13 protein-coding genes are annotated in these 21,109 nt (G+C 44.6%); 4 read left to right on the top strand and 9 right to left on the bottom strand.

Going from position 1 to position 21,109, the window contains the following annotated elements; genetic code table 11:
• Positions 1 to 72: 72 nt before the first annotated feature.
• Positions 73 to 1,365, bottom strand: a complete 1,293-nt coding sequence (locus AC3CH3_RS06145; RefSeq protein WP_488537973.1) for an iron-containing alcohol dehydrogenase — start codon at positions 1,363 to 1,365, stop codon at positions 73 to 75.
• Between the two features lie 406 nt (positions 1,366 to 1,771).
• Here AC3CH3_RS06145 and AC3CH3_RS06140 point away from each other — a divergent pair, with 406 nt between their 5' ends.
• Both AC3CH3_RS06140 and AC3CH3_RS06135 read left to right on the top strand, forming a co-directional pair.
• Entirely contained in the window at positions 1,772 to 2,035 is a 264-nt protein-coding gene (locus AC3CH3_RS06140) for a GrxA family glutaredoxin (protein ID WP_009847069.1), read from the top strand.
• Between the two features lie 249 nt (positions 2,036 to 2,284).
• Positions 2,285 to 3,967, top strand: a complete 1,683-nt coding sequence (locus AC3CH3_RS06135) for an aspartate:alanine antiporter (protein WP_019822610.1) — start codon at positions 2,285 to 2,287, stop codon at positions 3,965 to 3,967.
• Positions 3,968 to 4,370: 403 nt separating this feature from the next.
• Here the strand turns inward: AC3CH3_RS06135 and fabV are convergent, their stop codons facing one another.
• The 4 genes from fabV to AC3CH3_RS06115 all read right to left on the bottom strand — a co-directional run bounded on the left by fabV (position 4,371) and on the right by AC3CH3_RS06115 (position 13,004).
• The gene (gene fabV / locus AC3CH3_RS06130; protein ID WP_029405477.1) at positions 4,371 to 5,573 is read right to left on the bottom strand and encodes an enoyl-ACP reductase FabV; all 1,203 of its coding nucleotides are present in this window, start codon (positions 5,571 to 5,573) and stop codon (positions 4,371 to 4,373) included.
• 209 nt (positions 5,574 to 5,782) lie between these two features.
• Positions 5,783 to 8,065 carry an acyl-CoA dehydrogenase gene (locus AC3CH3_RS06125; protein WP_048609220.1) on the bottom strand — a complete coding sequence of 761 codons (2,283 nt, stop codon included), beginning with the start codon at positions 8,063 to 8,065 and terminating at the stop codon, positions 5,783 to 5,785.
• Between the two features lie 55 nt (positions 8,066 to 8,120).
• A complete protein-coding gene (gene psrA, locus AC3CH3_RS06120) occupies positions 8,121 to 8,750 on the bottom strand; it encodes a TetR family transcriptional repressor PsrA (protein WP_488537972.1) in 630 nt (209 codons plus the stop codon).
• A 444-nt stretch (positions 8,751 to 9,194) separates the two neighbouring features.
• Positions 9,195 to 13,004: a VCBS domain-containing protein gene (locus AC3CH3_RS06115; protein ID WP_488537971.1), complete on the bottom strand. Its 3,810-nt coding sequence runs from the start codon at positions 13,002 to 13,004 to the stop codon at positions 9,195 to 9,197.
• A 301-nt stretch (positions 13,005 to 13,305) separates the two neighbouring features.
• Between AC3CH3_RS06115 and AC3CH3_RS06110 the strand changes: the two genes are divergently transcribed.
• Together AC3CH3_RS06110 and AC3CH3_RS06105 are read left to right on the top strand one after the other, a co-directional pair.
• The gene (locus AC3CH3_RS06110) at positions 13,306 to 14,613 is read left to right on the top strand and encodes a TolC family outer membrane protein (protein ID WP_019821320.1); all 1,308 of its coding nucleotides are present in this window, start codon (positions 13,306 to 13,308) and stop codon (positions 14,611 to 14,613) included.
• Positions 14,613 to 15,224 carry an OmpA family protein gene (locus tag AC3CH3_RS06105; protein WP_029405367.1) on the top strand — a complete coding sequence of 204 codons (612 nt, stop codon included), beginning with the start codon at positions 14,613 to 14,615 and terminating at the stop codon, positions 15,222 to 15,224. The genes AC3CH3_RS06110 and AC3CH3_RS06105 overlap by 1 nt, the downstream gene beginning before the upstream one ends.
• 191 nt (positions 15,225 to 15,415) lie before the next feature.
• On the opposite strand, the gene nhaA is transcribed toward AC3CH3_RS06105, so the two are convergent.
• From nhaA to AC3CH3_RS06085, 4 genes are all read right to left on the bottom strand, one after another.
• Positions 15,416 to 16,579 carry a Na+/H+ antiporter NhaA gene (gene nhaA, locus AC3CH3_RS06100; RefSeq protein ID WP_029405366.1) on the bottom strand — a complete coding sequence of 388 codons (1,164 nt, stop codon included), beginning with the start codon at positions 16,577 to 16,579 and terminating at the stop codon, positions 15,416 to 15,418.
• A 275-nt stretch (positions 16,580 to 16,854) separates the two neighbouring features.
• On the bottom strand, positions 16,855 to 18,003 hold the full coding sequence (locus AC3CH3_RS06095; protein WP_488537970.1) for a lipocalin-like domain-containing protein: 1,149 nt from the start codon (positions 18,001 to 18,003) through the stop codon (positions 16,855 to 16,857).
• Entirely contained in the window at positions 17,993 to 20,446 is a 2,454-nt protein-coding gene (locus AC3CH3_RS06090) for an ABC transporter permease (protein ID WP_488537969.1), read from the bottom strand. The genes AC3CH3_RS06095 and AC3CH3_RS06090 overlap by 11 nt, the downstream gene beginning before the upstream one ends.
• Positions 20,427 to 21,098, bottom strand: a complete 672-nt coding sequence (locus AC3CH3_RS06085) for an ABC transporter ATP-binding protein (protein WP_017060385.1) — start codon at positions 21,096 to 21,098, stop codon at positions 20,427 to 20,429. The genes AC3CH3_RS06090 and AC3CH3_RS06085 overlap by 20 nt, the downstream gene beginning before the upstream one ends.
• Between the last annotated feature and the right edge of the window lie 11 nt (positions 21,099 to 21,109).

Genomic DNA, 21,109 nt, shown 5'->3' with positions numbered 1-21,109 from the left:
AAAACGGAGCCTAGTGCTCCGTTTTTATTTATCTGTTTATAATAGTTTATGCCGTGAACTGTTCGAAGACCGTTAGATCGTCCAGCTATTGCCTTTCTCTACAACATTATTCTCAGACGCATAAGAGTTAATAATGGTAAAACTCGACTCGGCAGCCTGTTCTTGCACAACTTGCTTCATTTGAGCTCCCTCATGATACCCCTCTCCACAACTGCACTCCTCGCAAACCTGCTTCAGAATATGTACAAGCCTCTCTTGATTCAACGGTAAAGGGTTTCCTTTAATCGCCACTGATTTGAGCGCATCGGCAGACACCTCATCAAACTGAGCTTCGCAGACACCAAATTCAAGTAAGCTTGGTAGCTTGAGTGTATCCAGCACTTCAGATAACCAAGCAATCGCCTCTTCTTCTTTTGCTTCTACGTTACCCGTCACTATCTGAGCGATTCGCTGATAACGCGCTAATATGTCGTTTCTTTGCTGCTCTTTCGCTACTGCTATGTTTTCTAACATCACAAATGGTGCCAAGCGCGCTGTAATCACACTGTGCGGCGCAGAAATTTTACCTCCTAACGCAGAAGCTAACCCGTGCGCAGCGCCGAGCTTAGCATTGGTTATCGCCATTCCTCCGAGCATAGAAGCGAAGGCAAGATCAGAACGCGCTTGAGGTTCATCATAGATACACGCCTGAATGACAGAGCGACTCAGCTTACGCAACCCTTCCTCGCAGATCATATCGGTGAGCGAATTAGGCTCACCACACACATATGCTTCCATGAGATGCGTAAAGGCATCCATCGCTCCACGTCCTGACAAATACAAATTGGTGCCGTACGTTAAGGTCGGGTCGACAATCGCCACGTCGGCTAACATATCGGGGCTTCGAAGGCTGATTTTGACTTGATCTTGTCCAGACTTAAGCACCGCATTTTTAGTGACTTCGGCACCTGTACTGGCCGTTGTAGGAATCGCAATGAACGGTAGTGGTTTAGTTTTAAGAGGAACATTACGCCCAACCACTTCAACATAGTCGTATAAATTACCTTGGTTAGGTAAAACCGCAGCTAACGCTTTCCCCATATCAATGGCACTGCCGCCCCCCATGGCGACAACCATATCTGGCTTAAATCGACGAGCAGAAATAGCCGCCTCTTCAACCATTTTGATATTAGGTTCACCGGAAACGGCAATGTGCTGATAACGCATACTCTGCGCATCCAGATAGTCAGTAACAATTGAAGTGCGCTCTAATGTATTGCCTGTAACCAATAGCACGCTGTAGCCATATTGATTAAAGAGAGACAATGAAGCGGAAAGTGCTCCATCACCAAAGATGATCTTTGTAGATGTCATAAATTGAAACATGGTGCCTCCTGCGCCTATGACCGAACAAAACTGCGAACTCTTGGTTATTGGAATTTAGCCTTTATATAGTGCATCAGTATTAAGATGCCTCGTTCTGTATGCGCTTTTTTTGACGAGGTGCAACTTGTCGCATTAAAGATGGATTAAAGTCCTATTCTTAGGGGTAATTCACACTCTTAAATTATGGGTACTCAACCTAGATACCCATCAAAAATCATCACGGATCCTTTTTGTGACCATTATTTGCTCTGATAGGCAAAACCTATTGTATTAAAAGGCAATTCCATCTTTATTTCCCCATAGCATTGAGGCATAGTTGGTTTTAAGAAATTTTGAGTGGCATTCATAAAAGAATAGTTAACATAAATGAGTTAACGAGCCTCATCCCGTATTTAGGAGAAATTAAATGTTTGTAGTTATTTTTGGTCGCCCTGCTTGCCCATTCTGTGTTCGTGCAAAAGAGCATGCTGAAACTCTTAAAGCTAAACGCGATGACTTCAACTACCGTTACGTTGACATCCACGCTGAAGGCATCAGCAAAGCTGATCTAGAGAAGACTGTTGGTAAACCTGTAGACACAGTGCCACAAATCTTCATCGACCAAGACCACATCGGCGGCTGCACAGAATTTGAAGCATACGCAAAAGAAAACCTAGGTCTTTTCGACTAAGCTAGGATTTCTCAAACGAGAATCAAGGCTAAAGCCTTAAACAGCTGCCCCATTTAGTCGTTAGACTGTACGATTTATAGAAAGCCCGCTCACTGTAGCGGGCTTTTTTATAACCAGTTTTCATACGGAATAAGAATAAGGTCAAAATCAAGTAAAATAGCAAAATATCGCTTATAATTTATTTATATTTAGATACAATTCACCCCTCAAACTTACCCTGTGTTTCACGCCAATTATTGAGCGACCACTGTGAATATCGACGTTGTTTTTCTGTTAGAACAAAACCCCATTCTCCTCATCTTTGTTGTTTTATCGATTGGATTAGCCATTGGTAAAATTCGTTTCGGTAGTCTCCAACTCGGCAACTCAATCGGTGTTCTGATTACTTCCCTCGTTATGGGACATCTTGGCTTTTCTTTTAATGCAGATGCACTCACCATTGGCTTCATGCTGTTCATCTACTGTGTTGGCATTGAAGCGGGTCCAAACTTCTTCGGTATCTTTTTCAGAGACGGTAAGCACTACCTCATTCTAAGCCTTGTGGTACTTTCTACTGCGATTGCCTTAACCTATTTCAGCAGTCATTACCTTGGCCTAGGCTTTGGTTTATCTGCAGGCATGATGGCAGGTGCCTTAACAGCAACGCCGATATTGGTAGGTGCTCAAGATGCTCTGAATTCTGGGCTTGCAGAATTACCAAGAAATATGGATTTGAGCCTGATTATCGAAAACCTATCAGTGGGTTACGCGATGGCTTACTTGGTTGGCTTAATCAGTATGATCATGTTCGCTCGCCTGATTCCAAAGCTGCAGAAAGTGAACCTGCACGACTCAGCTGAACAAATCGCTCAGGAACGCGGTCTAGGTGCTTCAGGTCAACGTAAGGTTTATCTTCCTATCATTCGTGCTTATCGTGTGGGACCAGAGCTTATCTCTTGGACTGACGGTAAGAACCTGCGTGAATTGGGTATCTATCGCCAAACAGGCTGTTACATCGAACGTATTCGTCGTAATGGTATTCTTGCCCACCCAGATGGTGATGCAATTCTGCAAGAAGGTGACGAAATCGCATTGGTTGGTTTCCCAGATAGCCACGCTCGTCTAGACCCAAGCTTCCGTAACGGTAAAGAGGTTTTCGACCGTAATCTTCTCGATCTACGTATCGTAGAAGAAGAGATCGTCGTTAAAAGTGATAGCATCGCAGGTAAACGTCTATCTGACTTAAACCTGTCTGAATACGGCTGTTTCCTTAACCGCGTAGTGCGTGCTCAGATTGAAATGCCGATGGACTTAAACATCGTGCTTTCTAAAGGTGACGTCCTACAGGTGAGTGGTGAAAAGAGTCGAGTGCACGGCCTAGCTGAAAAAATTGGTTTCATCTCAATCCACAGCCAAATGGCGGATTTGATGGCCTTCTGTAGCTTCTTCATTTTGGGTATTTTGTTTGGTTTGATCACCATGACATTCGGTCAGGTGTCTTTTGGACTAGGCAACGCGGTTGGCCTTCTTCTATCAGGCATCATGCTGGGCTTCTTACGAGCGAACCACCCTACTTTCGGTTATGTTCCTCAGGGTGCGTTAAACATGGTCAAAGACCTCGGCTTGATGTTCTTTATGGTCGGTATCGGCTTAAGCGCCGGTGGTAAGATATTTGAGCACTTAACCCAAGTTGGCCCACAGGTAATAGGTATCGCCCTAGTAGTGAGTGTGCTGCCAGTATTCTTTGCTTATTTGGTTGGCGCTTACGTGTTGAAGATGAACCGAGCGTTGCTGTTTGGCGCGATCATTGGTGCGCGAACTTGCGCTCCAGCGATGGACATCGTAAATGACCACGCTCGCTCAACCATTCCAGCTCTGGGTTACGCAGGTACATACGCAATAGCCAATATTTTGATGACCTTAGCAGGTACTTTCATCATCATAATTAGCTAGCTTACTCAGCGTTATAGATTAGATATTTTTAAATGCACTAGTTCTTGTTTGGATTAGTGCATTTTTTATGGCTTCTTTTCTTTCACTTGTTCTTAGAGATCGTCGAACCTCGAACTCCGTATCTGCTCTTAAATCTCTTCGAGTCTCGACATCCGAATCTCTCATCCGCTCTTAAAGCTCTTCGCATCCCGCGACTCGAACCTCTCACCTGCTCTTAAATCTTTTCGCATCTCCCCACTCGAATCCCACACCCGCTCTTAAAGCTCTTCGCATCCCGCCACTCGAATTTCTCATCCGCTCTTAGATCTTTTCGAATCTCGACACTCGAATCCCGTATCTGCTTTTAAGACAAAAAAATAGGCGCTCAGTGAGCGCCTATTTCGTTTAGATTCGATTGTTTGAATTAGATGTCAGCTACATCAAACTCAACAGCTGGGTTAACCTCAGCTTCGTAATCAACACCTTCAACACCGAAGCCGAATAGCTTCAAGAACTCTTCTTTGTACTCTACGTAGTCAGTCAGTTCTTTTAGGTTCTCAGTTGTGATTTGAGGCCATAGGTTACGACAGTGATCTTGAATGTCTTCGCGAAGTTCTAGGTCATCTAGACGTAGACGGTTCACTTCATCCACTTCTGCTGCGCTGCCGTCTTCTTTGTATAGACGTTGGCTAAACATACGGAAGATCTGTTCCATACAACCTTCGTGAATACCCTCTTCACGCATCTTCTTGAACACCATAGCGATGTAAAGAGGCATTACAGGGATTGCAGAACTTGCTTGAGTCACTACAGACTTAAGAACAGCAACGTTTGCAGTACCGCCAGTTTGGCCTAGCTTCTCGTTAAGCGCTGACGCTGCACGGTCTAGATCCATCTTAGCTTTACCTAGCGCGCCATCCCAGTAGATTGGCCACGTTAGTTCAGTACCGATGTAGCTGTAAGCAACAGTTTTACAACCGTCAGCTAGAACACCAGCTTCAGATAGAGCGTTAATCCAAAGTTCCCAATCTTCACCGCCCATTACAGTAACAGTGTCTTTGATCTCTTCTTCAGATGCAGGCTCAACACTTGCTTCGATGATCATGTCTTTGTTGGTATCAACAGCCGTTGATGTGTACGTTTCACCGATAGGTTTTAGAGCTGAGCGAATCACTTCGCCAGTCTCTGGCATTTTACGCACTGGAGACGCCAGTGAGTACACAACCATATCGATTTGGCCTAGATCTTCTTTGATCAGGTCAATCGTTTTCTGTTTCGCTTCGTTAGAGAAAGCGTCGCCGTTCAGGCTTTTTGAATACAGACCTTCTTCTTTAGCTAGCTTGTCGAACGCTGCTGAGTTGTAGAAACCAGCTGTGCCCGGCTTTTTCTCAGTACCGGCTTTCTCGAAGAAAACACCGATAGTTGAAGCGCCGCCACCAAATGCAGCCGCAATACGTGAAGACAAGCCGTAGCCACTTGAAGAGCCAACAACTAGTACACGTTTAGGTGCGTTTGCGATTGGGCCTTGAGCTTTTGTGTAAGCAATTTGTTCTTTTACATTAGCTTCACAACCGACTGGATGTGTTGTAGTACAGATGAATCCGCGAATTCGAGGTTTGATGATCATATTCAACTTCCTTAAAAAATCAGGTTAAGGATAAAAGTTTCGTACGCAAATGGCATCTAATTTCTGTAAAAATGTGGTGAAAATGCAAGTGGTTGGAGCACTCAGCTGATATTTGCTGACTAAGTCACCATTTGTTAACGCATCTATTGCGACTTCTACGACAAAAACAAAAAAGGCACCTAATTAGGTGCCTTTTATCGTTTCTTTATCTAAGCAACGCTATTTAGCTTAGGCTTTAACTCTTTTCGCGTCAAAGTTTCACTAAAGTCATGACTGAAGTGGTCAACTTGAATCGCAGCGTAACGCAGTTTATCGGCAGCCACAATTTGGTCGACTTCTTCTTGCGTTAGCACATCAGCAGCAAGTGCTTGAGCAAGTTTGTCTTGCAGTAAGCCTTTACGAGCCACTTTGCCCTCTTTCACTGCTTTGAAGATCTTACGTTCGAGAGGCTTGATGCTGTACATCGCATTGAACGCGTTCTCCATCAGGCCAACACTGTCCTCTTCTTCCTTGCCAATGTAGCAAAGGTGAGTCAGACGTTCACGGTGTGCACCCGGAGTCATCAAGCTTTCTGCCAGTTGTACCGTTAGATTGTCACTTGGTTTTTCAAAGTGGTTACCGACAGGGAAAACTAGACCTTTAAGTACTTTACCTACCATCTTGTTCGGGAAGTTTCTGTACGCTTCTTGTAGCGATTTAGCCGCGTTATGGAAACAGTGTTGAACCGCGTAGTGTACGTAGTCTAGGTCAGCTTGTTGACGACCTTCATCTTCATACTTCTTAAGCGCTGCAGACGCCATGTATAGGTAACTTAGACCATCACCTAGACGTGCAGAGATAAGCTCTTTACGTTTCAGTTCGCCACCTAGTGTAAGCATTGCGAAATCCGCACTCACTGCAAGCGCACGGCTCAAACGAGTTAAGTCTTGGTAGTAAGGCTTAGTTGGACCGCTCATGTCGGCCTTAATGAACTTAGAGCCAGTTAATGCTGCGCCAAACGCGCCGAACGTGTTCTTAGTTGCGTGAGAGATGTGCTTGAACAGCAAGCTATCAAAGTCTTTAGCACCTTGCTTCTCATCTGGATTTGCTGCCGCTTCCATTTCGCTCAACACGTATGGGTGACAACGTGTCGCACCTTGACCAAAGATCATCAGGTTACGAGTCAGTATGTTCGCACCTTCTACTGTGATAGCAACTGGAATACCTAGATAAGGCGCAGCCAAGTAGTTCATTGGACCATCTTGAATTGCACGACCAGAGTGAATATCCATTGAATCATTCAGGATAGTACGTGCCATCTCTGTCATATGATATTTCGCGATAGCCGTGACGATACCCGGCTTCTCTTTCATATCAAGTGAAGTAGTTGTCAGTGTACGAGTCGCTTCTAGTAGATACGTTAAGCCACCAATACGGCCTAAACTCTCTGCAACACCTTCAAACTTACCAATCGACATACCAAACTGCTTACGAACATACGCGTATGCGCCAGTTGTTCTTGCAGTTAGGTGGCCCATTGCTGTACCCAGTGCGGGTAGTGAAATACCACGACCTGCAGACAGACATTCCACCAGCATACGCCAGCCTTTACCTGCGTAATCTGCGCCACCGATTAGCCATTCCATAGGGATAAACACATCGTGACCGCGTGTTGGACCATTCATGAATGCAAGACCAAGTGGGTCATGACGTTCACCAATTACAACACCTTCGTGATCTGCTGGGATAAGCGCACAAGTGATGCCAATGTCTTCTTTATCACCCAGTAGCTTTTCTGGATCGTGCAGTTTGAAAGCCAGACCAAGTACCGTCGCTACTGGTGCTAGCGTAATATAGCGTTTGTTCCAGTTAAGCTTGATGCCTAGTGTCTCTTTACCTTCGTGCATGCCCATACAAACTGTACCGACATCAGGGATACCACCCGCATCAGAACCTGCTTCAGGGCCTGTTAGTGCGAAACATGGGATATCTGTACCGTCAGCAAGACGAGGCAGCCAGTAGTCTTTTTGATCTTGCGTTCCGTAGTGAGAAAGCAGCTCACCAGGACCAAGAGAGTTTGGAACCATTACCGAAACCGCAGTACTGATACTGCGAGTCGCAATCTTAGTTACGATAGTTGAGTTGGCGTGTGCTGAGAATTCACGACCGCCGTACTCTTTCGCAATAATAAGAGAAAAAAAACGCTCTTTACGTAAGAAGTTCCACACTTCTTCAGGAAGGTCTCGATCTTCTTTTACAATTTGGTGGTCATCAAGCATAGCCAGCAAAGTTTCAAGCTCATTATCCATGAACGATTGCTCTTCTGCTGTCAGCTGAGGTTTAGGGTATTGGTGCAGCTTAGTGAAATCTGGTTTGCCAGAAAACAGCTCTCCGTCCCACCACACGCTACCCGCTTCCATCGCTTCTTTCTCGGTGCTAGATAGTGGTGGTAGTACTTTTTTAAAGAGTTTAAAAGCTGGGTCACTTACCCATTTTTGTCTTAGAGAGCTCATAGTTCAGATCCTTTTGTTCACTATATTGGTTGTGAATGTTTCGCTTTTTATTGTTTTATTCTTCTGCTGACATGCCAGCGGCTAAATATGGAATAAGAATATCGACCACTGCCTTAGCATCTATCTTTCTGTCATAGTCATTCTCTGCAATTTCTACCAGAGCCTGACTTGATGCCATGGTGAATACACAAGTCCCTAGGGTGAAGTGTAATCGCCAAAATAACTGTTCTTGAGTGAGGTTCGGATTCGCCTTCATTACTGACGTTGTAAACAAAGAAAGTACTTCGCTATAACGGGTAGTAATGAACCAACGCAAGTGTCCTTGCACATCTGTATAGCCTCTGCCGATAAGTAACATGAACCGGCTTGTACCATTTGGCCTAACATCATTAAGTGCTCTTAGTGGCTGTCTCAACGACTCAAACACGTCACTCATAGAATACGTTTCGTTCAAGTTTAAGTTCACTAATACATCTTGCAGTGCTGGCATAAATGCTTCTAAGTAACGATTGAGTACCGCACGAACCAGAGTCTTCTTATCGCCAAAGTGATAGTTCACTGAAGCTAAGTTGACATTCGCTTTACTCGTAATCGTGCGTAAAGAGGTGTCATTAAAACCGTGCTCAGCAAATAAGCCTTCAGCCACATCTAAGATTTTGTCTTTGGTTGTACTTCTTGGTGCCATTTCAATCACTCGTATTAAACAACTGTTTGAAATATACGCTTAGTACATTTATTTAACAAGCAAGCAACATCACATTTTCACGAATTGGTCGTACCAGTTAATAAAACTCAGCACTAACCGATTGAATCGCTGTGTGTTTACAAAAAAAGAAAAAAATAATGAATTTTCTTGGAACTGAAATAGAAATGGAGAGTCATAAATTAGGTAGAAAACAGCGTATTTAGAAGTTTAACAGGCCGTCAAACTTGTTCTTCTCACTGCTTTCTTAATTACTGCATTTTCCTTATTAACTCCTATACTTGTATCCGCCCAAACCACGTTGGTTTGGGCTTTTTTTTGTGTGTTGTTCCGATACCTTTTCTTTAGCGGGTACTCGACACAAAAAAGCCCCCGAAATCGAGGGCTTTTCTTACGTTAAACGTTAGAACCTTTCACATTATCTAATTAAGCAGCATCATTTTTTATCAGCTCTCCCAGCACGGCTAGGTCATTACCTAGGTCAACCGAACCACCTAGTTCAGTCGCAATCCCCTCAACAACGATAGTTTGGACATCATCCCCTCCATTGATTGGAATGGACAACGCGATATCTTCTCCGTCGACAGAGACCTCAATCGCATCAAGTAGCTCGGCCATTTGAGTCTCATCTTGAGGGTCTTCGACCAAATCATTGAGGTCAATCAGATCCCCAGAACCACCTGTATAAAGCTCGAAATCTTTAATAATATCAGTACCGTTGTCGAGCGCAGAGTCTAGCCAAGTGAAAATGTTGTTTCCGCTATCTCCAATCAGCAGATCGTTGCCTGACTCCGCATACAAAGGTTCATTACTCGCAGCACTAATAACGTTATATTGCTGCGGTTCTTCGATATCTATGGTGACCGTCTCTACCGTGCTTTCTGCACCATTAGAGTCGACCGCGACATAATCAAACTGCGGGTCTTCGGTTACTGCCTCGTTACCTTGGACATAGCGTAACTCCCAACTGCCCCCTGTCGATGACAGCTCCATCCCAACAATCGGATTGTCTGGTGAAGAATAACTAAAATCATACAGAATTTGGCTATTCCCCGTATCTCCTGGATCTTTTTGATATTGCTCCGTCTGAGTCGTGCCATCAGCAAAGGTATAGAGCACTTCAACATAAACATTGCTATCAGTGTTAAATGAACCACCCAACCCATCTAAACCAAAGTCAACAACCTCTAATGGATTATTAGTAAAGTCGAGGACCAAGGTCTCCTGTTTGTTCATGCCTCTACCGTCTGTATCACCGATACCAAATCCGACATGAGGTTGCTCACCTTGATACTGTTTCAACGGTTTATTATTGTTATCTTCGATCGTTAATGTAATCGTATTACCGTTATCTAGCGTAATAAGTCTCTCTGTTGGTGAAACTTCCACACCCCAATTATAGAAACCATCAACAAGCTCTGGCATATCCTCAGGATCGCCACTAAAGCCCATTTCAAACATTTCTCCAGGCCCGGCAACGAAGCTGATATTGTTCGGAACAAACAACTCACCGTTATCAACATCAGACTGTACAATTTCTCTCGTGACGCCATTTTCGTCGGTATACAAGAGGCTGCCGTTAGTTGGCAAACTTTCGATTCGAATATTAAGTGGAATGTCGTCATGGTCATCTTCTATATCTGAGATGTAATCAGGCATGCCGCCATCTTCAGAATCGAAGAGAATAGGTATAATCGCGTCCTCATCATTAACGACCGTAAAGCTGGTCGCTTCAGGTGCGTCATTGACACCATTGATTGTTATCTCGATAACATGCTCTACACCATCGATCGCGGTTACCACATATCTTTCAATAACCGTGTCATCATCATTCAAGTATTGAACCGCATCGTTATCAACGACATAACTCCATGCGCCCTCTGGAGTAATCGTTAACATACCCAAAGCAAGTGCATAAGTAGACCCAATAGGGGTAAACACACCATTAGGTTTAAAGGCGGGCATGTCACTCGTGTCGACATCAGTAATCGTTAAAGTGCCTGACACTGAAAGTTCGTTAGTATCAGGATCGACATTAACATCTTCCGTCACCTCACCCAGGTCAGAATCACCTTCACCAACGGTAATCTCAGATGGATCATCGGCACCATTGATGGTGATGGTCACTTCGCTTGTGGTTCCGTCAATCGCAGTAACCGTGTAAACCTCAGTAACGAACTCATCGTCATCAAGATATTGCACATCATCGTTATCTACAACGTACGTCCATTCGCCATCATCGGTTATGGTCAACATACCTAACGCGGTATCATTGGTCGAACCTTCTGGATTAAACGTTCCGTTAGGTTCAAAGGCCGCAACATCATTGGCATCTACATCAGTAATCGTCAGTGTTCCCGTCGCCATCAAGTCATTGCTTTCAGGATCGACATCGACATCTTCCGTCACCTCCCCCATATCAGAGTCACCTTCTCCAACGGTGATCTCCGATGGATCATCGGCACCGTTGATGGTGATGATCACTTCGCTTGTGGTTCCGTCAATCGCAGTAACCGTGTAAACCTCAGTAACGAACTCATCGTCATCAAGATATTGCACATCATCGTTATCTACAACGTACGTCCATTCGCCATCATCGGTTATGGTCAACATACCTAACGCGGTATCATTGGTCGAACCTTCTGGATTAAACATTCCGTTAGGTTCAAAGGCCGCAACATCATTGGCATCTACATCAGTAATCGTCAGTGTTCCCGTCGCCATCAAGTCATTGCTTTCTGGATCGACATCAACATCTTCTGTCACCTCACCCATGTCTGAGTTACCTTCCCCGACAGTAATTTCGGATGGATCATCAGCACCGTTGATGGTGATGGTTACTTCACTGGTGGTTCCATCAATCGCAGTAACCGTATAAATCTCGGTGATAAACTCATCGTCATCAAGATATTGCACATTGTCGTTATCTACCACATAAGTCCATTCGCCATCGTCGGTAATGGTCAACATACCCAACGCTGTATCATTGGTCGAACCTTCTGGATTAAACGTACCATTTGGTTCAAAAGCAGCAACGTCGTTGTCGTCTACATCGGTGATGGTTAGCGTTCCGGAGGTTGTTAAGTTGTTGCTCTCTTGGTCAACATTAACATCCTCAGTCACTTCACCAGTGTCTGAATCACCTTCACCTACGGTTATATCAGATGGGTCATCGGCACCGTTAATAGTGATGATCACCTCACTCGTAGTACCGTCACTTGCTGTCACAGTATAAACTTCAGTAACGAACTCATCGTCATCCAAGTACTGAACGTCATCGTTGTTAACTAGGTAAGTCCAAGCACCATCAGGGTCGATGCTCAATACACCTAGCTGTGATTCGTTTGTTGAACCTACGAGGTTAAACTCACCGTCAGCTGAAAAAGTAGGAGTGTCGCTGTCTACATCTGTAATCACAATCTGACCGGATGTCACTAATTGATTGGTGGTTTCATCTACATCTATGTCCTCAGTCACACTGCCCGAGTCATCAGTAGCCAAAGCTGAATCATCAGTACCAATTATCGTTACTGTAATGACTTGTTCGCCTCCATCGGAGGTTTGTACTGTCGTCGAGTCTTGAATTTGCTCACCATCCGCAAGCTCATCATAAGGACTGTTGGCCACGAAGGTCCAAGTACCATCTTCGTTTACAACAAAAGTACCGAGATCATTATCCCCAGCGACCTCTTTAACAATAAAGGTAACGTCTGGGTCTTCACTCGTTAAAGCGCCCCCAGTTTCAATAGGTTCATCCTGCTCAAACTCAATAACATTAGTTTCACCTGAAATAAGCGCAAAGGCGATAATATCAAAAAGAGCAAGACTTTGAGTTTCCGACAGACCTTGAGACTCAAACCCGTCAGTTTCAAAATTTGTGGCAGCTTGAGTTTCAGCCCCAGTACGTTCAATCCTACCGCTGTTGGTCAAACTAGAGCCTTCCTCACCAGCGGCAGTATCAAACTCATCTCCTAGTTCCGTTGGATCAAATCCTTCTTCAATAGCACGCTGAACTTGAGCGATCGCGTCATCAGTATCTAGCACATTTTGTTGGCCCTGGTTATCTACAAAACGTGCAGAAACACTTGGCACATTTTCTTCACTAGTATCAAAACTGATAATTATGTCGCTGGCCGCTGGTTGTTCGCCCGGAGACAAACGTCTAACTTGGCCTTGAGCGTCGAGCACTACACTCCCACTAGCAAGACCTAGTATATTTAGGTTGATATTTCCCATATCCATATTCCCACTTCTGCCCAGAACACGCCAAACGCGGAATCAATCCCTCCCTGCGCTGTGGCTATTTCCTACAATAAATCTAGTAGTGGCACTACTGATAATCAACTCACTAAAAGTTGATAAATCTGGTACTTTTTAAATTAGTCAATGGCAATAGCGACTTACATTCAAAAAAAAACCAACAAACTTCGCATTTTTTTGCAAATGTCCTAAGCTTCGTTTAATACCCTTCTCTCAATTCAGCGGTAAACGTAGGTTGGGAAACGGATGAGACATTGAAAGTAGAAGGAGAGCTACTTTGAAATTGTTTAAGTTATCCATTATGTGTTGCTTAGTTGCTTCAACACCACTCACCGCTCAAACTCTGGAACAGTCTGTTGCTATTACTTTGGCGACGAATCCAGAGATAAAAAGCATCTTCAACGAATATGTGAGCGTGAAAAAACGTAATGATGCCTCTGGAGGAGCGTACAAGCCCAGCATCGACCTTGATGCTGGTATTGGTTACGAAGGCATAAACCCTGCACCAAATAACGGCCCCGATACGGATCTAACACGAAAGGAAGCGACGATTTCCCTCACTCAATTGCTGTGGGATGGTTCTGCGACGCTGAACGACATTGATCGTACCGCCGCAGAAGCCGAGTCGGTACGTTTGCAATTGATCGCGGATGCCGAAGACAAAGCGCTGGAGGTAACACAAATCTATCTAGATGCAGTGAAAGCCACTGAAGTGCTGGCACTGTCAGAAAGTAATCTTTCAATACACAAGAAAATCTATAAAGACATAAAGAAACGAGCGAATTCAGGCATAGGTTCGACAGCTGATGTATCGCAGGTAGAAGCTAGGATTGCGAAGGCTCATGGTAATTTGTTGGCCGCACAGAATAATTTGATCGATACCCACACCCAGTTTAGACGAGTGGTGGGTCAAGAACCCCTAGGCTTAATTTACCCAAGAGCCGATATTTCTAAAATTCCTTTGTCGTTAACTGACGCCATTGTTGATGCATTAGACCAACACCCAGTGATCAAAGTTGCAAACGCAGATGTCGATTCAGCCCACTTCCAATACAAACAATCAAAGGGCGTGAACTACCCTACCTTCTCCATCGAGGCTTCTCAGTCGTGGCGTGATGATGCAGGTGGCGATGAAGGCTCAAGTCAAGAGACCCTCGCGATGCTACGCATGCGATATAACTTGTACAACGGCGGAACAGACAGTGCTAATTCAGAAGCTGCGGCATACCAACTGAACAAAGCAAAAGATCTGAGAGATCGCGCTTATCGACAAGTGGAAGAAGGTCTTCGCCTCTCATGGAGTGCATTGGATCTAACGTTACAACAAAAGAACTTCTTATCAGATCATGTTGATTCAGCTTCGGAAACCGTTATCGCATATGAAAAACAATACCGAATAGGTAAGCGTACTCTACTTGACTTGCTCAACACTGAGAACGAACTGTTTGAAGCCCGTAAAGATTACCTCGATGCGCATTACTCCGAGCAGTACGCTAAGTACCGTGTGATGAACGCTACAGGTTCTTTATTGAACGCTCTACTGGTCGACATTCCAGAAGAGTGGACTACGCCCGTGGAGTATTAATGATGAAAATACCTTACTTATTACTTCCCGTGTTAACGATGACTTTACTTGCCTGTTCGAACCAGCAGGAAGAGACCTATATCGAGACACCTGAAGCAGAACAGATTGCAGACCTTCAAGACGATGATAGAGATGGTGTGGTGAACGCTCGTGATATCTGTCCAGGTACGCCTGAGACATCACAAGTCGACAATGATGGTTGTGGAGAAACGATTCGTGCGGAAGAAGTCAGACAGCTAAAAATACTCTTTGCTCATGACTCATTTGAAGTGAACCCAATCTTCTCAGACCAGATCAGCACGATGGCAGAGTTTCTTGAAACCTACAAAAGTGCATCGATTGAAATACAAGGCTATGCGAGTAAAGTGGGCTCCAACGAGTACAACTTAGACCTTTCAAAAAAACGAGCAAACAATGTTCAAGACGAGTTACTGTCGAATGGTATCGAACCAGAACGTGTGAGAATTGTCGGCTATGGTGAAGAACGATTAGAAAACGATGGTGATGACCCTACTTCACACGCACTAAACCGTAAGGTAACAGCGACAGTAGTTGGGTTAAGTGAGCAAATCGTAGAAGAATGGACCATTTTTACCACGCTAGAAAAATAGCGTGACATTGTCACTGAAAGTGTAACGTGGGTTATCTTACAAAGATTGCTTAGCTACAAGATCAATAAAGCCGTGATAGGGTTGCCTATCACGGCTTTTTGTTCTTTGTAACCACTGAATCTCGGGAATGACTCAGTGGCTCTTCTTGCTACACAGGAATCGGCTCGATCGTTAACCGAACCAATTACCGATTATAGTTTTACTTCTTGGTGCTTAGTTTTCGGTAGAGAAATACTTAGCAGGAAGTAACCTAAGATAGCTGCTGTCGTAGATCCCATTAGGATGCCTAATCGAGCTAGCGTATCAAAATCTGCGTTCGTTGGACCAAATGCCAATGAAGAGATGAAGATAGACATCGTAAAGCCAATACCACACAACACAGAGACCGCGAAGATGTTCATGAAGTTCACACCTTCAGGAAGCTTAGCTACGCCCGTTTTCACAGCACCCCAGCTGAATAGGAATATACCCAGTGGCTTACCAACCAATAGACCCATAGCAATACCAAGCGGTAGCATGCCTGTAAGGTTTGAAATTGAGATGCCTTCCAGTGAGATACCTGCGTTTGCAAATGCGAAGATTGGCAAGATTGCAAAAGCGACGTATGGGTGCAGAGCATGTTCTAGATGTTTCAGCGGAGAATGTTCTCCTTTATTACCTTTCAGTGGGATAGCAAAACCAATGACTACACCAGCCAATGTTGCGTGAACACCAGACTTCAATACAGCGAACCACAGGATCGCGCCAACAATCAGGTAAACGCTTAGTTTAGTAACATGCTTGTTGTTTAGCATGAACAACACACCAGTCGCGATGAAGCCAACTGTAAGTGCAAGCGTTGATAGGTCGCCTGAGTAGAACAGTGCAATGATAACAACAACACCTAAGTCATCGATAATTGCTAGTGCTAGTAGGAATACCTTCAAGCTTACCGGTACACGGTTACCAAGAAGAGCCATGATACCCAATGCGAATGCGATATCCGTTGCAGCCGGGATAGCCCAACCTTGAAGCGCTTCAGGGTTACTTGAGTTAAATAGCACGTAAATAAGTGCAGGAGCTAGCATACCACCTACAGCTGCGATAGCTGGGAAGATTGCCGTCTCTTTAGACTTTAATGCGCCTTCTAAAAGTTCGCGCTTAACTTCTAAGCCGATTAGAAGGAAGAAGACAGCCATTAAGCCATCGTTAATCCAGTGAGACACAGACATACCAAGAACGTAACTGTGAAGTACACCTTGGTACATTTCGTTCAGTGGTGAGTTTGCTACAAACATTGCGATCGCCGCAGCGATGACTAGGATGATGCCGCCAGCAGATTCCAATTTAAAGAAGTCACGGATGACGTCGGTCATGATTTCGCCCTTATATTTATTATTTAAATAAACGAATAACAAAGAATAACCCAGAGTTTATATCCAAGCTTTATTGATAGATAATCACTTCTTCGGATGTTTAACTTCGGTTTTTCCTACAAATACTAAACAATACGTCGTATATTCCATAATGTTGTTATGCATCATAAAATAAGTATAGATGAGATCACCAAGGCTGTATGCACAAATAATTCGAGTCTGGTATGAATAGAAAACATAAAAAAAGGCTATCAAATGATAGCCTTAGGTGTTTTTTAGTAACCTGTTAACTGCATAAAGCCTGTTGCTTCATGGCTTCCACTCGCCATAATCGGCCCTTCCCAATATGGTATGACAAAAGGTAGCCACATATCCCTACGTTTGATACGTGTCGTGAGGTTGATATTGTGTTGAGGCACATTAATAATCCATTGCAGTGGCATTCTTCTACCATTCAGTAGCGTCGTATTCAACAAAGGCTTGATAGAAATATCGGAGTCCGTGAGCTGATACACTTTGCCAGAACGAGTGGCTAATGTTCCGAATACATAAGGCAGCTGTTGATTATGGCGGTAGCGGTTAATGCTCAGCGCTGTACCATCATCAAGATTAAACACGAACCAATCCCAGCCTTGCTGACCCACTCCGAGTAAGCCACTACCCCACTCTTTATGCACCCAAGCAGTGCCTTCGACTTCCTTGGCAACGCCATCCAGATTCAACACGCCACTTAGAGACAAGAACGGAGCGCTGAAGTTATAAGACGCGACAGGTAATAAGTCGTGTTTTTTCTGATAGCCATTATCGCCGTTGAGCACATATGGACCTTTCGCTATAGTGTCGAGTTCAAGGCCAAACGTATCAGTTTGCACTTGAAGGCGACCAGGAAATGGTGTGCTACCAAGTGCACGCCAGTTCCAATTATCAATCCAAATTCTAAACGGACGACTGGTCATTCCCGCCTGACCAATACCACCACGCGCTAAACGCTGTTCTTTCCAGACTTTGGAATCAGAAGAAATCACAACATTTGAAATATAGACCTGAGGACTTTGCCATCCCGGAGTCTCACGTTCGTCAGTAGCTATACGGAAGAAGCTCCACTGTACTGAGTACTTTTTACCGTCATTCCCTTTAAGAGAAGCAAAGTAATGCCACCACTCATGCTGGAATTCTGGGTGGAACTGGAAGTCGCGAGGCAATGAAACACTGCGATCTGGAAGCACAGGCTCAAACACATTGAAATGTTCGCTAACCAGTACTGAGTTAACCTCGTTAACCCCCTTCTCACCAACGTCAACAAAATAAGAGTAGTACGCCCAGACACCTAAAATAGTACCAAAGAAACCAATCAGTAATAGAGATGAAACAAATCGGTGTCTGAGTTTCGTTGAGCCATTTCGTTGAAGCATCTTAAAGCGCATCCCTCAATGATTTCATCGGGGTGTTCCGAATCATTCTCATCACTGGTAAAGCACCAGCTAACATCAATGCTGCCATAGCCCACGCAAATGTCTGTAAATAGTCCCAAGGAATCACTTGTAACTCGAGTGACCACCCAAAAGACTGCTTAATAACGATATCAACAATCAAGCTTGCTAACGCTAAACCGAGCGGAATCGCAATCAAGGAAGAAATAAGTCCAAACACAAACAGCTGTAAACTACCTGTCAGAATCAGCTCTTTTGCCGAGACACCTAAACAGCGCTGCAGCGAAATATGCCTTTGTCGAGACACTTCACCCGCCACGGTTGCGAAAAAGATACCGAAGACTGCAATTACCAATGTGATGTTGCCCAATGTATCAGCAATCGCGAACGTTCTATCAAACACACGCATTGCTTGGCTGTGAATATTGTTGTTATCAAAAACCCGCTCAGAACCAAGCCTAAATACACTTTCTAATCGGCTGCGAATTCCAACTGAATTGACATCATCTTTGAGTATCACGCCAAGGCCTACATTACCGCGCCCTGCAAATCCATACAGCCAGTTTCGATGTGACATCATGACTTGATGATAAGGGTTACCATAATCGTAATATACACCGACAACTTGCCAACCAGAGCCGAGGCTATCATAGAGGTCAATGTCATCGCCTGGGCGAATCCCCAACTTGAGAGACATCGATTCACTGATCAACACACCTTTAGAGTGATGTAAGTGGTACCAGTAATTCGGAATGCCTAATTTTATCGTCAGCGCTTCTAGTTCGCCTTCAGAAGGGCCAGTACTGACCACCTGAATACTGCCGACTGGAGACGCAACATCTTTCTCCCAACGCCACCAAACCGAATCCACTTCAGGTTGGTCTGACAGCCAGTTACTCATACGAGCAGCGGCATTGTTGGTTGGGTAGATATAAAGATCTGCGGCCAGGCGCTGTGTTAACCATTTATCAGTAGTATCTCTAAAGCTACCAACCATGGTTTCTACCCCAATATTGGCTGTTAAGGCCAACATAAAGGCCATCGTCGCCACGCCACGATAGCTCATGCTTGAAGCGGCATCAGCAAAGAACCAGCGAGCTCGAACCCAGCGCAATGAATAAGATAAGCTATTAAATAACTTCCACATCAAGAATGGCGTAAACAAAGCCACACTAACGAGCATCAATGCAATAATCGCAAAGCCAGACTCTTGAGTCTGAGGAGCTTGATACACAGCGACAGCTGCAACCAAGAAGCCACAACCGATCAATGCTTGCCAAGTAAATTCCGTACCGGCAAAACGCATCAAAGACAATCGAGAGGTCAAACGAATAGGTTGCGACCTTAGTAAACGAACCAATGGCCAAGCACACGCTAGGAATGCACCAAGTAGTGCCATTAGCAAGCTGTAGCCGCTCCATCGCCAATTCCAGTCGATAGTTAGGCCAACGTTGGCGTCATATAAGTCACCTAAGCTTGAAGATACCGCCGGTAACAATTGGTTAGCCAACATGACACCAAATACATTACCGCAGATCCAACTCAGTACCACCAGTAGCAGCAATTCTAAGCAAAGCGCTTTAGCCAGTTGCCAGCCAGACACCCCCGTCTGTCTTAAGATTCCAACTAACGGCTGACGTTGAATAAACGACAGTGACATCGCTTGATAGAAAATAAACAAGCCAACCACAAACGACAGCATACCCATCGCTTTAAGATTTAAGTGAAAAGCACTGGTCAGCGACTCTAGCTCCGCTTTAGAGCTGCGGGTGATCGTCAACCCATTCGGCAACATATTTTTTAGGCGCTCAAATTTCTCAGTAGACATGTCAGAGCAAGCAATCACTGAGAGTCCTGCACTGCGTTTAAGCATGCGGAGCAAGGAAATATCTGCTATTAACCTGGTGCCATTAATCAGGTTATTTTGATCGACAACCACAGGACCAAGCTCAGAGCCGTCCATTAGAGGAATGTAATCACCGTTGTTCCATTCCATATGTTCAGCAAGATCATCACTTACAAGGATTGGATATGGCGGTTTCATGAGGTTTAAAGTGGTGAGATCTTTTAACGCAATACCCGGCTGCAACTGAAGCATAGAAACAGGGTCTATGCCGATAAGCATGAAGTTCGCGCCGTTTTCATCAGTGATACGATGGTGGTCAAAAGGAGAGCACTGTTGAAAGCCTTCACGGCGAAGCTGGATATAAAAACCTTGTGGGATCTTATTAGCGTTGTGTTTTGGTCGAATACGGTAAGGAAGAGGATTCGAAAAGAGTTTTTCGCCATGTGCATAGCTTTGCTTGGCGTGTTGATTGATAGCAGTAACACCAACCAAAAGTGATACGCCGAGGGTTAAACCAAGCCATACCAAAATAATCTGCAGTGGGTAACGTCGATAGTGACCGAGTAGTGCCTTAACTACGGGCCATAACATGCAGTTGCCCTCCTTGTAGACGGATCCTACCATCCATGTGCAGTGCTACTTTTTCACTGTGTGTCACCAGCAACAAGGTACATTCTAATTGGCGAGCCAAAGAGGTCAGCAAACGCATTACGGCTTCTGCATTACGCTCATCTAAACTACCGGTCGGCTCATCGGCCAACAATATTTTTGGTTCCATATACAGTGCACGCGCAATTGCCGCACGTTGTTGTTGACCACCAGACGCTTCTTCAGGGTAGCGACCAAGCAAAGGCATAAGGTCTAAAGCAGAGAGAATTTGTCGCCACAATCCTTTGTCTTCAGGCAAGCCTTTTAACTGACGGCAAAAGCGGATGTTATCGGCAATATTAAGCGTCGGCAGTAAGTTGAATTGCTGAAAGATATGGCCAATGTTGTTTCTGCGATAAGCGGTGCGGTCACGCTCAGTAGAGTCGTGCATATTGAAGTGAGGGAAAGCGATTTCGCCTGAATCCGCTAGGTCTAACCCCGCGATAAGGTTCAGTAAAGTACTTTTACCTGAACCGCTTTCTCCCATTAATGCTAGCTGGTCACCTTGGTTTAATGTTAATTCAGCACCTTGCAAAACAGGGTGAAACTCCCCCCCATCGACATAGCCTTTACATAGGTCTGACAGCTTTAACATTAAACAGCTCA

The organism is Vibrio sp. QJM3NY_35 (assembly GCF_057785915.1).
This window is presented reverse-complemented; position numbering and strand designations above follow the sequence as displayed.

Bases quoted from the DNA above. Each gene is read 5' to 3' on its own strand.
- AC3CH3_RS06145 (WP_488537973.1), bottom strand. From the start codon at position 1,365: ATGTTTCAATTTATGACATCTACAAAGATCATCTTTGGTGATGGAGCA.
- AC3CH3_RS06140 (WP_009847069.1), top strand. From the start codon at position 1,772: ATGTTTGTAGTTATTTTTGGTCGCCCTGCTTGCCCATTCTGTGTTCGT.
- fabV (WP_029405477.1), bottom strand. From the start codon at position 5,573: ATGATCATCAAACCTCGAATTCGCGGATTCATCTGTACTACAACACAT.
- AC3CH3_RS06125 (WP_048609220.1), bottom strand. From the start codon at position 8,065: ATGAGCTCTCTAAGACAAAAATGGGTAAGTGACCCAGCTTTTAAACTC.
- psrA (WP_488537972.1), bottom strand. From the start codon at position 8,750: ATGGCACCAAGAAGTACAACCAAAGACAAAATCTTAGATGTGGCTGAA.
- AC3CH3_RS06115 (WP_488537971.1), bottom strand. From the start codon at position 13,004: ATGGGAAATATCAACCTAAATATACTAGGTCTTGCTAGTGGGAGTGTA.
- AC3CH3_RS06105 (WP_029405367.1), top strand. From the start codon at position 14,613: ATGATGAAAATACCTTACTTATTACTTCCCGTGTTAACGATGACTTTA.
- nhaA (WP_029405366.1), bottom strand. From the start codon at position 16,579: ATGACCGACGTCATCCGTGACTTCTTTAAATTGGAATCTGCTGGCGGC.
- AC3CH3_RS06095 (WP_488537970.1), bottom strand. From the start codon at position 18,003: ATGCGCTTTAAGATGCTTCAACGAAATGGCTCAACGAAACTCAGACAC.
- AC3CH3_RS06090 (WP_488537969.1), bottom strand. From the start codon at position 20,446: ATGTTATGGCCCGTAGTTAAGGCACTACTCGGTCACTATCGACGTTAC.
- AC3CH3_RS06085 (WP_017060385.1), bottom strand. From the start codon at position 21,098: ATGTTAAAGCTGTCAGACCTATGTAAAGGCTATGTCGATGGGGGGGAG.